Source organism: Roseibaca calidilacus, assembly GCF_001517585.1.
Classification (GTDB): domain Bacteria; phylum Pseudomonadota; class Alphaproteobacteria; order Rhodobacterales; family Rhodobacteraceae; genus Roseinatronobacter; species Roseinatronobacter calidilacus.
In genome coordinates this window covers 2,523,697-2,538,814 of the sequence record NZ_FBYC01000004.1, presented here as the reverse complement: position 1 = coordinate 2,538,814, position 15,118 = coordinate 2,523,697, and the positions used below count along the sequence as shown (strand labels likewise).

The 15,118-nt window shown below is 61.7% G+C and carries 17 protein-coding genes and 1 riboswitch; of the genes, 8 read left to right on the top strand and 9 right to left on the bottom strand.

Annotated elements, in window-relative coordinates; translation table 11 throughout:
* Nucleotides 1–40: 40 nt before the first annotated feature.
* Nucleotides 41–364, top strand: coding sequence for a hypothetical protein (locus AWT76_RS15965; protein WP_072247275.1), 324 nt, complete (start codon nt 41–43; stop codon nt 362–364).
* Between the two features lie 13 nt (nt 365–377).
* Nucleotides 378–1,241 carry a PfkB family carbohydrate kinase gene (locus AWT76_RS15960; RefSeq protein WP_072247273.1) on the top strand — a complete coding sequence of 288 codons (864 nt, stop codon included), beginning with the start codon at nt 378–380 and terminating at the stop codon, nt 1,239–1,241.
* Here the strand turns inward: AWT76_RS15960 and msrA are convergent.
* The 6 genes from msrA to AWT76_RS15930 all read right to left on the bottom strand — a co-directional run bounded on the left by msrA (nt 1,238) and on the right by AWT76_RS15930 (nt 8,043).
* A complete protein-coding gene (msrA, locus tag AWT76_RS15955; protein ID WP_072247272.1) occupies nt 1,238–1,873 on the bottom strand; it encodes a peptide-methionine (S)-S-oxide reductase MsrA in 636 nt (211 codons plus the stop codon). The two genes, AWT76_RS15960 and msrA, sit on opposite strands and share 4 nt — an antisense overlap.
* Nucleotides 1,874–2,790: 917 nt before the next feature.
* Complete coding sequence (locus AWT76_RS15950; RefSeq protein WP_072247270.1) at nt 2,791–3,384, bottom strand: glutathione S-transferase family protein; 594 nt, start codon at nt 3,382–3,384, stop codon at nt 2,791–2,793.
* A 10-nt stretch (nt 3,385–3,394) separates the two neighbouring features.
* Complete coding sequence (gene holA, locus AWT76_RS15945; RefSeq protein WP_072247268.1) at nt 3,395–4,417, bottom strand: DNA polymerase III subunit delta; 1,023 nt, start codon at nt 4,415–4,417, stop codon at nt 3,395–3,397.
* Nucleotides 4,414–4,893 carry an LPS assembly lipoprotein LptE gene (gene lptE / locus AWT76_RS15940; RefSeq protein ID WP_072247266.1) on the bottom strand — a complete coding sequence of 160 codons (480 nt, stop codon included), beginning with the start codon at nt 4,891–4,893 and terminating at the stop codon, nt 4,414–4,416. Before lptE ends, holA begins: the two co-directional genes overlap by 4 nt.
* Nucleotides 4,880–7,444, bottom strand: coding sequence for a leucine--tRNA ligase (leuS, locus tag AWT76_RS15935; protein WP_072247265.1), 2,565 nt, complete (start codon nt 7,442–7,444; stop codon nt 4,880–4,882). Before leuS ends, lptE begins: the two co-directional genes overlap by 14 nt.
* 83 nt (nt 7,445–7,527) lie before the next feature.
* Nucleotides 7,528–8,043 (bottom strand): DUF3576 domain-containing protein, encoded by a 516-nt coding sequence (locus AWT76_RS15930; RefSeq protein WP_072247264.1) that lies wholly within the window; start codon nt 8,041–8,043, stop codon nt 7,528–7,530.
* A gap of 239 nt (nt 8,044–8,282) precedes the next feature.
* On the opposite strand from AWT76_RS15930, the gene AWT76_RS15925 reads away from it, so the two are divergent.
* The 4 genes from AWT76_RS15925 to AWT76_RS15915 all read left to right on the top strand — a co-directional run bounded on the left by AWT76_RS15925 (nt 8,283) and on the right by AWT76_RS15915 (nt 10,341).
* A complete protein-coding gene (locus AWT76_RS15925) occupies nt 8,283–9,116 on the top strand; it encodes a porin (protein WP_072247262.1) in 834 nt (277 codons plus the stop codon).
* Nucleotides 9,117–9,248: 132 nt separating this feature from the next.
* A complete protein-coding gene (locus tag AWT76_RS17210; protein WP_281179115.1) occupies nt 9,249–9,383 on the top strand; it encodes a hypothetical protein in 135 nt (44 codons plus the stop codon).
* A gap of 22 nt (nt 9,384–9,405) precedes the next feature.
* Nucleotides 9,406–9,678: a porin gene (locus AWT76_RS15920; RefSeq protein WP_141655982.1), complete on the top strand. Its 273-nt coding sequence runs from the start codon at nt 9,406–9,408 to the stop codon at nt 9,676–9,678.
* Between the two features lie 9 nt (nt 9,679–9,687).
* On the top strand, nt 9,688–10,341 hold the full coding sequence (locus tag AWT76_RS15915; RefSeq protein WP_072247258.1) for a YggS family pyridoxal phosphate-dependent enzyme: 654 nt from the start codon (nt 9,688–9,690) through the stop codon (nt 10,339–10,341).
* Nucleotides 10,342–10,427: 86 nt separating this feature from the next.
* Here AWT76_RS15915 and AWT76_RS15910 read toward each other — a convergent pair whose 3' ends face one another.
* Genes AWT76_RS15910 through AWT76_RS15900 form a run of 3 tightly spaced genes read right to left on the bottom strand, consistent with a single transcriptional unit; the run spans nt 10,428 to nt 13,634 of the window.
* Entirely contained in the window at nt 10,428–11,114 is a 687-nt protein-coding gene (locus AWT76_RS15910; RefSeq protein ID WP_072247256.1) for a thiamine ABC transporter ATP-binding protein, read from the bottom strand.
* A complete protein-coding gene (locus AWT76_RS15905; RefSeq protein WP_072247782.1) occupies nt 11,101–12,642 on the bottom strand; it encodes a thiamine/thiamine pyrophosphate ABC transporter permease ThiP in 1,542 nt (513 codons plus the stop codon). Before AWT76_RS15905 ends, AWT76_RS15910 begins: the two co-directional genes overlap by 14 nt.
* Before the next feature lie 14 nt (nt 12,643–12,656).
* Nucleotides 12,657–13,634: a thiamine ABC transporter substrate-binding protein gene (locus AWT76_RS15900; protein ID WP_072247254.1), complete on the bottom strand. Its 978-nt coding sequence runs from the start codon at nt 13,632–13,634 to the stop codon at nt 12,657–12,659.
* A 45-nt stretch (nt 13,635–13,679) separates the two neighbouring features.
* A riboswitch (TPP riboswitch) is annotated at nt 13,680–13,782 on the bottom strand.
* A gap of 92 nt (nt 13,783–13,874) precedes the next feature.
* Between AWT76_RS15900 and AWT76_RS15895 the strand changes: the two genes are divergently transcribed.
* Both AWT76_RS15895 and AWT76_RS15890 read left to right on the top strand, forming a co-directional pair.
* Nucleotides 13,875–14,468, top strand: coding sequence for a BglII/BstYI family type II restriction endonuclease (locus tag AWT76_RS15895; RefSeq protein ID WP_072247253.1), 594 nt, complete (start codon nt 13,875–13,877; stop codon nt 14,466–14,468).
* Nucleotides 14,465–15,112, top strand: coding sequence for an MT-A70 family methyltransferase (locus AWT76_RS15890; RefSeq protein ID WP_072247251.1), 648 nt, complete (start codon nt 14,465–14,467; stop codon nt 15,110–15,112). The genes AWT76_RS15895 and AWT76_RS15890 overlap by 4 nt, the downstream gene beginning before the upstream one ends.
* Nucleotides 15,113–15,118: the final 6 nt, after the last annotated feature.

Here is a 15,118-nt window from a genome sequence, read left to right as displayed (position 1 = left end):
TTTTTCTGGGCGGTCGCAGGCGATGTGGTAGAAGGCGGGTATGAAATGGACTGTCCTGATCTTGCCTCTGGTGCTGACCGCCTGTGCCGCGCCATCGCCCTGCGCCCAGCGTCTGGCCGAGGTGACAGCAGAGATTGTCGAGCGCGAGCGTGCCCTCGCGCGCGGCTACCGCATACGCCCGGCGCAGGATGGCAAGACAGTGCTGCGGCTGTGCGATTTGCCCGAATTGCTGTGCACCGACCATGTGCAACAGCCGCGCGCGGCGCGGCGCGTGCCGGTCGATGCTAGCGCGGAACAGGCCGCAGTGCAGCGCCTGCGCGCCGAACAGGCCAGCCTGCGCTGGCAGGGGGACATGTGCTTATAATGCGGGACGGCGAATGACGGTTTATTGCTACGGCTCAATCAATCAGGACCACATCTACACCTTGCCCCACAGGCTGGCCCCGGGCGAAACGCTGGCTGCGGCCAGCTACCGGGTGGAACTGGGCGGCAAGGGCGCAAACCAGTCCGTCGCCGCGGCGCGGGCGGGGGCGAAGGTGCGCCATATCGGGGCCGTTGGCGCTGGCGGGGCCGAAGCGGTGCTTGCGGCATACGGGGTCGATGTTTCGGGCGTGCAGCTGGTGTCAGAGGCCACGGGCCACGCCATTATCCTGCTGGAACCGGGGGGCGAAAACAGCATTGTCATCCATCCCGGCGCGAACCATGCGATTGACCTTGCGCAGGCCAAGGCCGCACTGGACGGGGCAGATGTGGGCGATCTGCTGCTGATCCAGAATGAAACTGCGCATGTGGCCCAGATTGCCGAATATGCAATGGGTCTGGGGATGGAGGTTGTCTATTCCGCCGCCCCGTTTGATGCCGCTGCCGCGCAAGCCGTGCTGGCCTTCACCAATATTCTGGTTCTGAACGCGGTAGAGGCTGCGCAATTGAAAGATGTGCTTGGCCTGCCGTTCGAGGATTTGCCGGTAGAGACCGTAATCGTGACCAAGGGTGCCGAGGGCGCCTGCTGGCACGCTCGCGGCACGCCGGAAATTCATGCGCCCGCCATGGCCAAGCAGGTGCTGGACACCACTGGCGCGGGCGATTGCTTTACCGGCGCTTTGGCCGCCGCGCTGGATGCGGCCATGTCGCCGCCAGATGCGATGCGCTTTGCCTCTGCTGCGGCCGGGTTGCAAGTGGGGCGCGCAGGCACAGCCGGGGCCATGCCCACACGCGCAGAGATAGACGCCGCGCTAGCCTAGCCGCCCACGAACGGCGCGTCGCTGCCCCAGATGCGGCGCACCTGCGCGTCGCGTCCGCAAGCCTCGCGGTAGTTCTTGTAGGCATCCTTGCGGGCGATCCAGCCAAAGCGGGTCAGGGTGCGTTCCTCGCTATTGGCGTAATTCTGGTGGAATTCCTCTGCCTCGTAGAACGTGGCCATATCGCGCACCGGCGTGACGATCGATTTGCCCAGTTCCGCCTCTGCTGCGGCAATGGCGGCCTGCGCGATGGGCTGCTGGTCGGGCGTGGCAAAAATGGCGGTGGAATACTGCATTCCCCGGTCGCAGAACTGGCCGCCCGCATCGAACGGGTCGATCGAGCGTAGGAACAGGTCCAGCACCTGCCGATAGGTGATCTGGCCCGCGTCAAAGGTGATCTGCGTCACCTCCAGATGGTCGGTGCGCCCGCTGGCGACCTCTTTGTATTCCGGGTTGGGCTGGCTGCCGCCCGCAAAACCCACGCGCACATCCGTCACGCCATCGACGCGGCGGAAATCGGATTCCACGCACCAAAAACACCCGCCCGCGACCAGCGCGGTCTGGGTCTGCGCCATGGCAGGCAGGGCGGTGAAGAACGCTGCAATCAGCGTGGCGAAAAGGGTGGTCAGCCGCATGTGGGGGCCTCCGATGGTTGAGGGACGTTTTAAGATATTACGCGCAAGAGGTGGGATGTGTTTCATGTGGGGCGTCACGATGGCGTGAGGGTTGCACCATTGAAGTGGAACAAGCACTGAGGAACTTTTGTAGACTGGCGCTATTGCTTCTGACATCAATAAGTGGAGTGGTGGGAATTTGCCTGCTAGAGGAAATATTGCATTTGATCCGAATTACAGAAACCGATCTCATTGAACTCGCAGCTGCACGCAGGCCAGAGTTAGAGGTAGGCACGGTCCCTCACGAAGTTAGAAAATATCTAGGATGTTCACGTGATACTGTTTTTCTTTCTAGCGAGTCATTGAAACACATAATTCAAAAGCATGGTGATCACATTACTCATGCTGATATTCAGCTTATTCCTATAATCTTATTCTCTGGTGTTTGGCTCAGTGACGATCGTAACACTCACGCAGTTGCAACCTTCTTATTTGAGGGCCGACGCTACAAGTTGGTCCTGAAAGTTACTGTAGATCGAAGACGGACTTATGTTAAAACGCTTCACCGAACATCACCAAGACAAACTAAATCCCTGCTGTCCAAGGCCAAACGAATCAGAGACGGCTGGTATGAGTAGCCATGCGGTGGGGCCTGCCTGGAACCCCACAATGCGCTCCCACCCGCTGGTGGTGCTACGGCCGGCAGAATATCACCGTGTCGCGCATGGCTCTATAGCATTGGGCAGCGGCCTAAATGCCTATTAATTGTATAACTCTGTGGAAAACTTGTCAACGCCCAATTTAAAATATCAGATAGATTCCAATATCTTAGCTAAGCCATTGAAAGAATCCAACTTTCTTGGCTGCACATCTCAGATGTATGGAGTGATAGCGGACCATGCACGGTGCAGCCCTGTCTTTACTGGCTTTACAACCGCTCACCCCATCATCTCCATCACCCTGCGCAGCGCGGGCCTTGCGAACATGCGGTCCAGATAGGCGGTCAGGCGGTCTTCCTGCACCGGGAATTTCGCGATGCGGGCCCATTGCCCGCAATGCGTCAGGATCACATCGGGCACGGTCATCCGGTCGCCCATCAGGAACGGCCCATCGCCCATGCGCTGCACCAGTGTTTTCTGGCTGTTGGTGAATTCCCAGATCAACGATTGCTTGATCGCGGATTGGCGCAGTTCTTCGGGCAATACGAAGGAATGCCGCGCGGCCATCCACAGCGCTGCATCGAATTCATCCAGCAGAAACTGGGTCAGGCTGTCTTGGCGCGCGCGGTCGAGTGTGCCCGCCGGAAAGGTCAGGTCGCCATGCTTGTCGGCCAGATACTGGATGATCGCGGTCGAATCGGTGATCGGCGTGCCATCTTCGATCAGGACCGGCACTTTGCCCGCCGGGTTGAAGCTGACCACCCCTTCGGATTGCGGTGCGGCGGGGATGTGTTTGTAACCCAGCCCAAGCTCCTCTAGCACCCAGAGCACGCGTGTTGCGCGGCTGTTGGCCTTGCCGATGACGGTATACATCGCGACTCTCCTACCGGCGCGCCATCATCGCCAGACGGATCAGCGCGCGTTCCATTACCGCCATGCTGGGCGCGTTGGAGGATGAGCGCAAGGTCAGATCGGCCTCTGTCAGCGTGGCAAGCGCGGCCTCGCAGCGCACCAGCCCCCAGCCTTGGGCCTGCCGCAACAGACGGTCGCGGCGTGGGCCGAAAATGGGCGGCTTCATGCGTTGAATACCCGCCGAAGGGCCGCCGGGATCGCAATTCATGGCGTGCAGGCTGCGGAAATGGCGCATGGCCATAATGGCCAGCGTGACCGCTGCCACCCCTTGGGCGTGCAGCCGCACCATCAGCGGACCAATCTTGGCCGATTCGCCCTCTGCCACGGCATGCAGCAGGTCATCCACCGCGGCTTCGTGGCTGGCGGGGGCCAGATCGGCAACCTCTGCCGGGGTCAGAGGGGTGGCATCACCATGCTTATACAGCGCAATTTTCTGCAAGGTCTGGCGAAAATCGCCGGGGTCCAGCAGGCGTGACAGTGCCGTCAGGTCGCGCATGGCATCGGGGCTGATGTCGCTCAGGCCCGCGCGGGTCAGTTCGGCCTCGATCTCTTGCTGGGTGGGCGGGTCGTCATAGATGGCCACGGCCCCGGCGGCTTTTGCCCCTTCGAACAGCTTGCGCAGTTTCGAACTGGCTTTCAACGCGCCCGCCGTCGCCACGATCTGCGCGTCGCCCGGCCGCCATTCCGACAGCGCGGCCTGAACAGCTTCGGCGCCCTGATCGGTCACGCTGTCCAGAAACACCACGCGCGGGCCGGGGAAAAACCCCTGCGCTTTGACCGCGTCCAGCAATTGTGCCGCATCGCGCCGCAACTCTGCCCCGGCCATTCGGTCCAGCCGCATTTCGCCTTCGCCTTGCGGGCCGATGGTGGCGGCGATCAGCTCCTGCCGTTTCAGCGCCACGCGCATCGCGTCTTGGCCATAGATCAGCACGCCCGACAGCGCAGGGTCGGGCTTGGCGACAAGCCGCGCGAAATCGCGAGGGCTAAGCTTCATTCCGCCATGGCAGCCAGCAGGCGTGTGGCGACCTGATCGGCCAGAATGCGCATCAGCCGTTCCTCTGCATCCTCTCGGGCGCGCTGGGTGGCAAGCTGGTTGTCGGTGGTGGAATAATTCGTCACATTGCGCAGGTTGCCAGAGGCGACGGTTTCGCCGCTGGCCGTGTCGGTCAGCGCGTAGTCAATACGGCCCAGAAGCGCGATCCGGGTTGCCCCCACGCCGACCACGCTGGCCGCGCCACGTTCTGACGTGGTGATGGTATAGGACAGCGCATAGCGCACGGTCTGGGGCCGGCCCAACCGCTCTTCCAGCGCGCCGACAAAGGCAAAGCCCAGCGAATCGGTCGGGTCATCGGCCCGCACCTGCCCGCGCAGCGCCGCACCCGGCCCGCCGGGGGCATAGGCCGGGGTAAAGCCGCAGCCTGCCAGCGCCAATGCGCCCAAAAGGAAAGCCCGTCTGTCAGACAACCACATTCACGATCCGCCCCGGCACCACGATCAGCTTGCGCGGCGGGTTGCCCGCCAGCGCCTTGACGACAGCATCATCCGCAAGGGCGAGTTTTTCAACCTCTTCCTTCGGCGTGTCGGGCGCGATGGTGATCTCGGACCGCCGTTTGCCGTTGATCTGGATAGGCAGGGTCACGGAATCGGCCACCAGCATGGCGGGGTCGGCCTTGGGCCAGGCGGCTTGCGCCACAAGCCCTGTGCCGCCCAGACGTGCCCAGATATCTTCGGCCAGATGCGGCACCATGGGGGCCATCAGTTGCGCGAGGGTTTTCATGGCCGCCACTTGCGCGGTGCCCGATGCCTGCGATTTCGACAGCGTGTTGGTGAAGGCGTAAAGCTCGGCAATCGCCTTGTTGAAGGCGAAGTTTTCCACCGCTTTCGTGACGGCATCAATCGCGCGGTGCATGGCGCGCAAAAGGACAGTGTCGGCGTCCGAGGGTTGGCCGATTTCCATGGCGGCTACCTTGTCGCAGAGCGTCCAGACACGGTTCAGGTGCTTATAGGTCGCTTCTGCCCCGGCGCTGGTCCATTCCACATCGCGTTCGGGCGGTGAGTCGGACAGCATGAACCACCGCGCGGTGTCGGCCCCGAAAGCGCTGATGATGTTGACCGGGTCCACCACGTTTTTCTTGGATTTCGACATCTTGGCGGAGGGGATGACGCGCACGGGTTCACCTGTGGCTTTCAGTTTCCCGTCCTCAACATCTTCCGGCAGGTGATAGACCGCGCGGCCCTTGGCGTCGGTGGTTGTGTAAATCTCGTGCGTCACCATCCCTTGCGTGAACAGCGCATCAAACGGTTCTTTCGCGCTTTCCGGCAAATGTCTGGTTTTCACCATCGCGCGGGCGAAGAAGCGGGAATACAGAAGGTGCAGGATCGCGTGTTCGATGCCGCCGATATACTGGTCGACATTCATCCAGTATTCCGCATCCTCGGCATTGGTCGGCGTCGCGGCGCGGGGGGACGTGAAGCGCGCGTAATACCATGACGAATCGACGAATGTATCCATCGTGTCGGTTTCGCGGCGTGCGGGGGCACCGCAAGACGGGCAAGCGCAATCGCGCCATGTTGGGTGGCGGTCCAGCGGGTTGCCGGGTTGGTCGAAGGACACGTCATCGGGCAGACGAACCGGCAGGTTTTCCTTGCGCTCTGGCACCACGCCGCACGCATCGCAATGCACCACGGGAATCGGGCAGCCCCAATAGCGCTGGCGGCTCAGCCCCCAGTCGCGCAGGCGGTATTGCGTCACGCCATGGCCCACGCCACGCGATTCGCAAAAGGCAATCGCCGCTTCGACTGCGTCGGCCCCGGTTTGCACCTCTTCCCCCGCGAAGCCGCGGATATAGCGCACCTTCTCGGTCTTCGGTGGCACGAAGGCGGTCGCCTCTACCGGCGTGTCATCTTCCAGCCCGACAAACACATCCGGGTGCGGCAACCCGTATTTATTGGCGAAATCCAGATCGCGCTGGTCATGCGCCGGACAGCCGAAGATCGCGCCGGTGCCGTAATCCATCAAGATGAAATTGGCGATATAGACCGGCAATTCCCAAGCATCATCGAACGGGTGGCGCACGCGGATACCGGTGTCGAAGCCCTTTTTCTCAGCCTTTTCCAAGGCTTCCTCTGTGGTGCCGATCTTGCGGCAATCGGCCACGAAGGCTGCCACCTCGGCGCTGTGCCGTTCCAGATACTTGGCCAGCGGATGATCCGGCGAGATGCCGACGAAACTTGCCCCCATCAGCGTGTCGGGGCGGGTGGTATACACCTCTATCCGGTCAAAGCCTTCGGGGGCATCCACCGTGGAAAAGGCAAATTGCAGCCCGCGCGACTGGCCAATCCAGTTGCGCTGCATCAGCCGCACCTTTTCGGGCCAGTCCGCCAGCCCGTCAATCGCCTCTAGCAATTCGGCGCTGTAATCGGAAATCTTGAAGAACCATTGCGTCAGCTCGCGGCGTTCCACCTCTGCGCCGGACCGCCAGCCCTTGCCGTCAATCACCTGCTCATTGGCCAGAACCGTCATATCCACCGGGTCCCAGTTCACCACGGCGTTCTTGCGGTAGACCAGCCCCTCGGCCAGCATGTCGATGAACATCGCCTGCTGTTGGCCGTAATACTCCGGGTCGCAGGTGGCGAATTCGCGGCTCCAGTCAATCGACAAGCCCAAGGGCTTCATCTGGTCGCGCATCACCTCAATATTGCCATAGGTCCAGTCCTTGGGGTGGCCGCCCTGCTCCATGGCGGCGTTTTCCGCAGGCATACCGAAGGCGTCCCACCCCATCGGGTGCAGCACCGAAAACCCCTGCGCGGCCTTATACCGCGCCACCACATCGCCCATCGTGTAATTGCGCACATGCCCCATATGAATGCGCCCGGACGGGTAGGGGAACATCTCCAGCACATAATATTTCGGCTTGGCGGGGTCGCGGCGGGCGGTGAACACCTCTGCCTGCTCCCATGCGGTTTGCCATTTCTGTTCCAACGCTTGCGGCTGGTAACGCGCGTCTGTGGCTTGGGACATGTCACTTCCTTGGGGCTGAACGCAAAATGCCGGGCGCGACCGACCCGGCATCTGTAGCGTTGTGTTTGGCGAAGGTCCAGAATCTACAGGTTGCGGTCTTGAATGCGCAACTGGCGCGCGCGGGTCAGAATGGCGTCTTCCACGGCGCGAATCGTCTCGCGGCTGGCGGGGCCGCCGCGCGTCATGATGGCCACGTTCAGCGAACGTGCATCCAGCGCCGGGTCATTCACCAGCACGGCGGCACGGTAGGCGCGGCCCCCGCCCGGCGGTGTGCCATAGCCCGTGACGATCACGCCCGAAAACGGGTCGACCGATTGCACCGGCAGGAAATCCAGCACCTCTAGCGAGGCATTCCACAAATACTTGTTTACCTCGACCGTGGTAGAGGGCGGCTGCGCGTTCGAAAACAGGTCCCAGATGGTGGAGCTGTCTGCATTACCCCGGCGTTCGCGCGCGTCCTCGTGTATCTCGGCTGCCGCTTCGCGTGACCGCTCGCCGCCGCTTAGGAAATTGCCAAAGCCGAACCCGCCACTGCACCCGGACAAGACCAGTGCCGCACCCAAAAGAATGCCCCCGCGCGAAATGCCGTTCCAACCCATTGCAATGCCCCTATATAGCGTTGCCCTTCTGTAGCCCGTTCGAAAGCATGGAACAAGGCCTGAGCAAGCTGGCAGCATCGCTGCGCTTGGCCGATTGCGTGACAATTCTGCATCATTTCGGGCGCATTGGCCCAAGGGCTGGCGCTTGCGCTTGAAAAAACAGGGCGAAAGGATGAAACAGGCTCAGACCTCGCCGCTATGGTGAGGCGAGGAACACCTAAGACAACGAGGGTAACAAAATGAAAAAGCTTCTTCTTGCTTCGACCGCACTGGTCATGTCGGCAGGCGTTGCAGCTGCAGAGGTTGCACTGTCCGGTTCGGCACAGATGGGTATCGTTTACGACAGCAGTGCAACCGACGAACTGTCCTTCAACACTGAAATGGGCGTCACTTTCACCATGTCCGGTGAAACCGATGGCGGTCTGGCTTTCGGCGCAAAATTTGGCGCTAAAGATGCTGTCGATGCAGACAGTGGCGAAGCTGGCACCGTGTTCATCTCCGGCGAATTCGGCAAACTGTCGATGGGTGACGTTGACAGCGCAGCTGACGCGATCGTCGGCCAGATTGACGGCGTTGGCCTGACCGGTCTGGAGGATCTGAACGAGATCGAATACATTGGCATCGGCACCGCACCGGGCGCTCTGTATGAATACAGCATCGACGGTTTCAGCATTGCTGCAGGCATCGGCCAGATCGACGAAAGCGACCGCGTGATCAGCATCGCAGCTGGTTACTCCTTTGAAGGCTTCACCGTGGGTCTGGGCTACGAAGACGAAGACGGCGGCCCCGATCAAGTGTCCATCTCGGCCGCTTACAGCATGGACATGCTGACCGTGAAAGCGATCTACGCTGACCACAGCACTGACGGCGACTCCTACGGTCTGTCGGTCTCCGGCTCGTTCGACGCAACCACCGTCACCGCTTTCGCATCTCGCGACACCGACGAAGATACAAACTTCGGCGTGGGCGCTGCCTACGATCTGGGCGGCGGTGCTGAACTGGTCGGCGGCATCGCGCGCGACGGTACTGCTGACGCCACCCTCGCCGATTTCGGTCTGTCCTTCAAGTTCTAATCCAACCCGGATTGAACGTCGGAAAGAGCGGGCCTTGCGCCCGCTCTTTTCTTTTTTGACCGTCTTGCCCTTTTCGCCGCTTACGCTTTGCCCTACTCTTTCCGCCACGCTTGGAAAAAGGTGTGAAACCGTATGGCGCAAAAGCTTTGTCTTCTTCTGCTTGTCACGCTCGGCCTTGCCGCGTGCGAAACCACATCTGCCGCGCTGGATGGCGTGGGTGGCGTGTTCATCGGTGCCAGTGACGATGTGCGCAGCTTGGCCCGCTGATATGCGTAAAGCGGCGTTCCTCTTGCCCCTGTTTCTGCTTCCTGCGGCACATGCCGACACGCCCGGCCTGTCCATGCGGGGCGAAACGCGCATGGGCGTGGTCTGGGACCGGCCCGCCGCCGCACCGGGCAGCGACCGCGCCGAAGCGCGGCTCTATGCCCGCACCGAACTCAAGCTGAAATTCGTGGGCGAAACCGATGGCGGGTTGCGTTTCGGGGCAGAGCTGGACCTCGACAAACTCGGCTCTGACACATCCAACCCGCGCCGCGGCCAAAGCGTGTTCATCGGAAACTGAAGGCTCGCTATGTCATTGCAGGATATCCAATCGCGAATCGCTGCCGCAGAGGCGCAGGCAGGCCGCGCCCCCGGCGCTGTCAGCCTGATCGCGGTGTCCAAGGTGCAACCCGACGCGCGTGTGCGCGCGGTGTTGGAAGCCGGACATCGTGTCTTTGGCGAAAACCGCGTGCAGGAAGCGGCGGGCAAATGGCCCGGCTTCCGCGACACCTTCGGCCCGGTCGAATTGCACCTGTTGGGGCCGTTGCAAACCAACAAGGCGCGCCAGGCGATGGAGCTGTTCGACATCATCCATTCCGTGGATCGTCCCAAACTTGCCCGCACCCTTGCGCGTCTGGCGCAGGAACTTGGCCATTGTCCCGGCCTGTTCGTGCAGGTCAACACCGGGGCAGAGCCGCAAAAGGCCGGCATTCTGCCAGCCGATGCCGATGCCATGATCGCCGAATGCCGCGCCCTTGACCTGCCCTTGCTGGGCCTGATGTGCATTCCCCCGGTGGACGAAGACGCGTCCGCGCATTTCCAGATGCTTGCGGATATCGCCACCCGCAACGGTCTGACAGGCCTGTCCATGGGCATGTCGGACGATTTCGAAACCGCAATCGCCCATGGTGCCACCCATGTGCGCGTCGGCTCTGCCATTTTCGGCGCCCGACACTCTGCCTGACCTGCCCCTTTTCATCCTTGCAAAAATATCCTGGGGTGAATGGTCCCGCAGGGACCAGAGGGGCAAAGCCCCTGATAAACCCCCGGCTACCCCAGATAGGCCCGCAATTCGGGTGGCGGATTGTCCAGCAACTGCCCGGTCCCTTGCGGCGGGTGTGCCACTCCCTCTGCCACCAGCACGGTCTGGTCGCAGATCGCCCGCGCATCGGCCACGTCATGGCTGACCATCAGCAGCGTCGCGCCGGTCTTGGCCACGATCTGGGCCACCAATGCCAGCATGTCGGCTTTCAGCGCCGGGCCAAGCGCGGCGAAAGGCTCGTCCAGCAATACGATTGGCCGCGCGCGAATCAGCGTGCGCGCCAGTGCAACGCGGCTGTGTTGCCCGCCCGACAGTTCTGCCGGGCGCCGCATTTCCATCCCCGCAAGGCCGACATGGGCCAGCGCATCTGATACCTGTGCGCGCTCGCGCGGCGACAGCCGCAGCCCCGGTTTCAGCCCCAAGGCGACATTGTCGAAAACGCTCAGATGCGGGAACAGGTTGTTATCCTGAAACAGGATCGACACGGGCCTCGCGCCGGGGTCTTGCGGCAGGGCTGCGCCCCGCCACGCGATCTTCCCGGCATGCGGCACGAACCCGGCAATCGCCCCCAGAAGTGTCGATTTTCCGGCCCCTGACGGCCCGATGACCGCGACATGCGCGCCTTGCGGCACGGCAAAATCCGCGCGCAGGTGAAACCCGCCTTGCTGGATCGTCACGTTCTCAAGCCGCAGCATTGGTGCGCCCCCATCTGTCGAATGCCCAGAACAGCGCAAGGCTGCAAAGCAACAGCAACAGCGCCGCGCCTGCCGCGTCATCCTGTCGGTAAGCCTGCATCAGGCGGTAAAGCTGCATGGGCAGCGTGGCGCGTTCGGCATCGGCAAACAGCAAGATCACGCCAAGGTCGCCCATCGACAAGGCCGCGGTCAACCCGGCGGCAAAGCCCAGCGGGCGGCGCAGGCGCGGCAGTGTCACCAGCCGCAACCGTGCCCCCCCGTGCAAGCCCAGCGATGCCGCCAGCCGCCCTTGCGTGGCGTGGCTGTCGCGCAAGGCAGGCAGGATCAGCCGCAGCGCAAAGGGCAGCGCCAGCCCGGCATTGACCAGCATGGTCACCGCCAGCGCCATGTCGCGCGGGTCGGCCACGGGGCGCAGCATCAGGAACAGCCCCGTGCCGATAACCAAGGGCGACGCCGCCAGCGCCGCCAGCCCCAGCCATTCAAGGCCCATCGCGCCCGCACGCGGCAGGGCAAGGATGGCATGGGCCAGCACAAGCGCGAAGCCGATGGTCAGTGCTGTGGCCCCCAGCGCCACCCAAAGCGAGCGTATGGTCGCGTGCCAGACAGGTGCAGGCAGGCTGGCCAGATGCGGCGCGCCGCGCAGCACGATCAGCGCCAGCGGCACCAGCAGGAACAGCGCGGCAAGCGTGACAAGCAGGCTATCGCCCCACGCGGCATGGGAGCGATAGTCCATGCGCGGCAGCGGGCGGTCCAGACCGCCGCCCATGCCAGAGGGCAGCGCGACGCGCAGCGCCAGCACGCCAGCGCCAAGGCAGAGCGCGAATTGCAGCAAGGCCAGCGCAGCGGCGCGGCCCATGTCGAAATCGAAGCGGAACGCTTGGTAGATGGCCAGTTCAACAGTTGTTGCACGCGGCCCGCCGCCCAGCGCCAGCGCCACCGCAAAGCTGGTCAGACAGATCAGGAACACCAGCAGGAACGCGCCGGGCGCAAGCTCTCGCAACATCGGCACTTCCAGATGGCGCAACCGGTCGGCAGGCGAAAACCCAAGCGAAACTGCCAGCCGCACCCGTTCCGCCGGGATTGCCGCCCAGCCTTGCAGGATGATCCGGGTGGCCAGTGGCAGGTTGTAGAACACATGCGCCAGAACCACACCATGCAGCCCGTAGATGTTGACCGGCCCCAATCCGACCAGCGCCAGCGCATCGTTCACCAGCCCAGAGCGGCCAAACACCGCCAGCAGGCCCAGCACCGCGACCAGCGTGGGCAGGATGAAGGGTGCGCCCATCAGCGTTATCAGCAGGCCACGCCCTACGAATTGGCGCCGTGCCAAGGCGCGGGCGACCGGAATCGCCAGCACAACCGACAAAAGCGCAGACAGAAACGCTTGCAGCAGCGTAAAACGCACGGCGGCCCAATCCGCCGCGCGCAAGCCTGTCAGCCCTTCGGCGCGCAAGGCGACTGCCCCCAGCGCGCCGAAATTCAACGCCAGCAACCACAGCGCCACGACACTTGCCATGGCAAGGGTCATGGTGCGGGCGCTTGTCACCGGGTCATGCCTTGCAACCACAAGTCCAATGCTGGGCCACGGCGCTTTTCTGCCTTGGCCTCGTCATACCGAATGGGCGTTTCGGGGAAGGGCAGGTCGCGCATCACCTCTGGCCAGTCCGCGCGCGGCAGGGCCGACGGGTAGGACCAGTTGGCATAGGCGATCATCTGCTGGAACTCTGCCGACAGGACATAGGCCATGAAATCGGCGGCAAGATCCGGCTGCGCCGCGCCAGAAAGGATTCCCGCCACCTCGGCGGTCAGGTAATGCCCCTCCTCGAAAATGGCGGCGGCCTTGCTGTCATCCTCTTCGGCCACGATGTGATAGACGGGCGATGTGGCGTAGCTCATGACCATGTCGGCCTCGCCCTCGGTGAACAGGCCGTAAGCTTCGGACCATCCGGCGGTGACGGTCACGGTCTGCCGCGACAGGGCTGCCCAGACCTCTGCCGCGTCCTCGCCATACAGTTGGTCCACCCAAAGCAGCAGCGCCAGCCCTGCACCGGATGACCGCGGGTCTTGCCACACAAGCGAGATATCCTCGCGGGTCAGCAATTCGGCAAAGCTGGTGGGCGGGTTTTCGACGCGGGTCTTGTCATAGACCCAGGCGTTATAGCCCCAGTTGAAGGGCAGGAAGGTCTCGTCCTCCCAGTCGATCGGCAGGGTCAGCGCGTCCAGCGGCTGGCCATGCGGCACGAACAGCCCGGTTTCGCGGGCGCGCAAGGTGGTGTCGGTGTTCAGCCCGATAACCACGTCGCCTTCCAGCCGCGCGCCTTCCAGTTGCAGCCGCGACATGACATCGCCGGTGCGAAACTCCAGCGTGCAGCCGTTGCAGCGGGCCTCAAAACCCTCCTTTATGGCGGGGCCAGGGCCCCATTCGGACCCGAAATAATCGGGCGCAATGACGGTCAATGTCTGGGCTTGGGCGGATGCTGCCAAGCCAAGGAATGCCGCCGCGAAAAGGGGTGATTTCATGTCTCAATCTCCATTCTTCACGACAGGCGGAGATGAGCGCGGGCGCGATGCGCCCTGTCCCTTCCCTCCGCCGGTCTTAACCGGTTCAGGTTCAACGGGTTCATGCGTTTCGCACATCTCAGCCCAAAGGGCACCCCGAGGTGATGGGAGAGGTAACGCTTTTGCACGGTCGCGGCAAGCTGTCTGGTTGCAAGCGAAACAAGAACCAAATAGTGTTGTGTGTAGTATAGGACTCCCTAAATGTTGCATGACCGTCTGCCCGATTTCGTAAGACAGCACTACGAAGTGCATGAATGGCGGCATGCCAGCGCAATTCTTGCGTCCGACTATCCAAAAGAGTGGCGTGATATCCTCGATGTTCTTGGGGCATTCAGGCTTCGGAAAAGTTGGATTGCAACGGGTGGTGGGAGCAAGAGTAAGGTCTCTGGCTTCATAGATGACTTTTTGTATGAAAGAGGTTGGATTGAGAAGAAATTCGAGACCGGCGTCCTGTTGGACGGGGTGCGGCTGGATTCACCGACACATCAGATTGACTGCTATCGCAACGAGGTCGCGCTAGAGATTGAATGGAACAACAAGGACCCGTTTTTCGATCGTGATTTGAACAACTTTCGTTTGTTGTTCGACCTGCGGGCAGTAAGCGTTGGGGTGATCGTGACACGTTGCGACGAATTACAAGATATTTTTAAGAAACTTGGGCGAGGATCATCATATGGAGCCTCAACAACGCATATGAGTAAATTGCTGCCGAAGATCGAAGGTGGTGGTGCTGCTGGATGCCCTCTTTTGGTATTTGGCATCTCACCAAGCCTGTATGTAGAGGACGAAGCATGAAAAGCGCCGCAGACGATCTGCTCGACACACTGAGAGGGCAGAAGTTTCAGACAATTCTTGCTGACCCGCCTTGGCAGTTTCAGAATCGCACTGGCAAAATGGCACCGGAACATAAGCGCTTGTCACGTTATCCAACCCTGTCGTTGGAAGAGATTTGCGATATGCCGGTCGAAGCCTTGGCCGGAGAACCGGCGCATCTTTATCTTTGGGTTCCAAACGCTCTTTTGCCCGAGGGACTTAAGGTGATGGAGCATTGGGGTTTCAGTTACAAAAGCAACCTTGTCTGGTATAAGGTGCGCAAAGATGGTGGGCCAGATCGGCGCGGCGTGGGGTTCTATTTTCGCAACGTCACGGAAGTTCTGCTGTTCGGGGTGCGCGGCAAGAATGCGCGGACACTGCCGCCGGGTCGGTCGCAAGAAAATATTCTTGTCACGCAGAAACGCGAGCACAGCCGCAAGCCGGACGAACAATATGACCTGATTGAGCGGTGTAGTTTCGGGAATCGCTTGGAATTATTTGCACGCGGCCCGCGCGATGGATGGACCGTTTGGGGCAATCAATCTGAAGATTACACACCCACATGGAATACCTATTCCAATCACTCCCAGAGCAATGTAGTCCCATTAACCGTGAAAAACCGGTAAAATTCG

Coding starts and splice junctions, on each gene's coding strand:
- AWT76_RS15965 (WP_072247275.1), top strand. CDS start 41: ATGAAATGGACTGTCCTGATCTTGCCTCTGGTGCTGACCGCCTGTGCC.
- AWT76_RS15960 (WP_072247273.1), top strand. CDS start 378: ATGACGGTTTATTGCTACGGCTCAATCAATCAGGACCACATCTACACC.
- msrA (WP_072247272.1), bottom strand. CDS start 1,873: ATGCGGCTGACCACCCTTTTCGCCACGCTGATTGCAGCGTTCTTCACC.
- AWT76_RS15950 (WP_072247270.1), bottom strand. CDS start 3,384: ATGTATACCGTCATCGGCAAGGCCAACAGCCGCGCAACACGCGTGCTC.
- holA (WP_072247268.1), bottom strand. CDS start 4,417: ATGAAGCTTAGCCCTCGCGATTTCGCGCGGCTTGTCGCCAAGCCCGAC.
- lptE (WP_072247266.1), bottom strand. CDS start 4,893: ATGTGGTTGTCTGACAGACGGGCTTTCCTTTTGGGCGCATTGGCGCTG.
- leuS (WP_072247265.1), bottom strand. CDS start 7,444: ATGTCCCAAGCCACAGACGCGCGTTACCAGCCGCAAGCGTTGGAACAG.
- AWT76_RS15930 (WP_072247264.1), bottom strand. CDS start 8,043: ATGGGTTGGAACGGCATTTCGCGCGGGGGCATTCTTTTGGGTGCGGCA.
- AWT76_RS15925 (WP_072247262.1), top strand. CDS start 8,283: ATGAAAAAGCTTCTTCTTGCTTCGACCGCACTGGTCATGTCGGCAGGC.
- AWT76_RS17210 (WP_281179115.1), top strand. CDS start 9,249: ATGGCGCAAAAGCTTTGTCTTCTTCTGCTTGTCACGCTCGGCCTTGCC.
- AWT76_RS15915 (WP_072247258.1), top strand. CDS start 9,688: ATGTCATTGCAGGATATCCAATCGCGAATCGCTGCCGCAGAGGCGCAG.
- AWT76_RS15910 (WP_072247256.1), bottom strand. CDS start 11,114: ATGCTGCGGCTTGAGAACGTGACGATCCAGCAAGGCGGGTTTCACCTG.
- AWT76_RS15905 (WP_072247782.1), bottom strand. CDS start 12,642: ATGACCCTTGCCATGGCAAGTGTCGTGGCGCTGTGGTTGCTGGCGTTG.
- AWT76_RS15900 (WP_072247254.1), bottom strand. CDS start 13,634: ATGAAATCACCCCTTTTCGCGGCGGCATTCCTTGGCTTGGCAGCATCC.
- AWT76_RS15895 (WP_072247253.1), top strand. CDS start 13,875: ATGTTGCATGACCGTCTGCCCGATTTCGTAAGACAGCACTACGAAGTG.
- AWT76_RS15890 (WP_072247251.1), top strand. CDS start 14,465: ATGAAAAGCGCCGCAGACGATCTGCTCGACACACTGAGAGGGCAGAAG.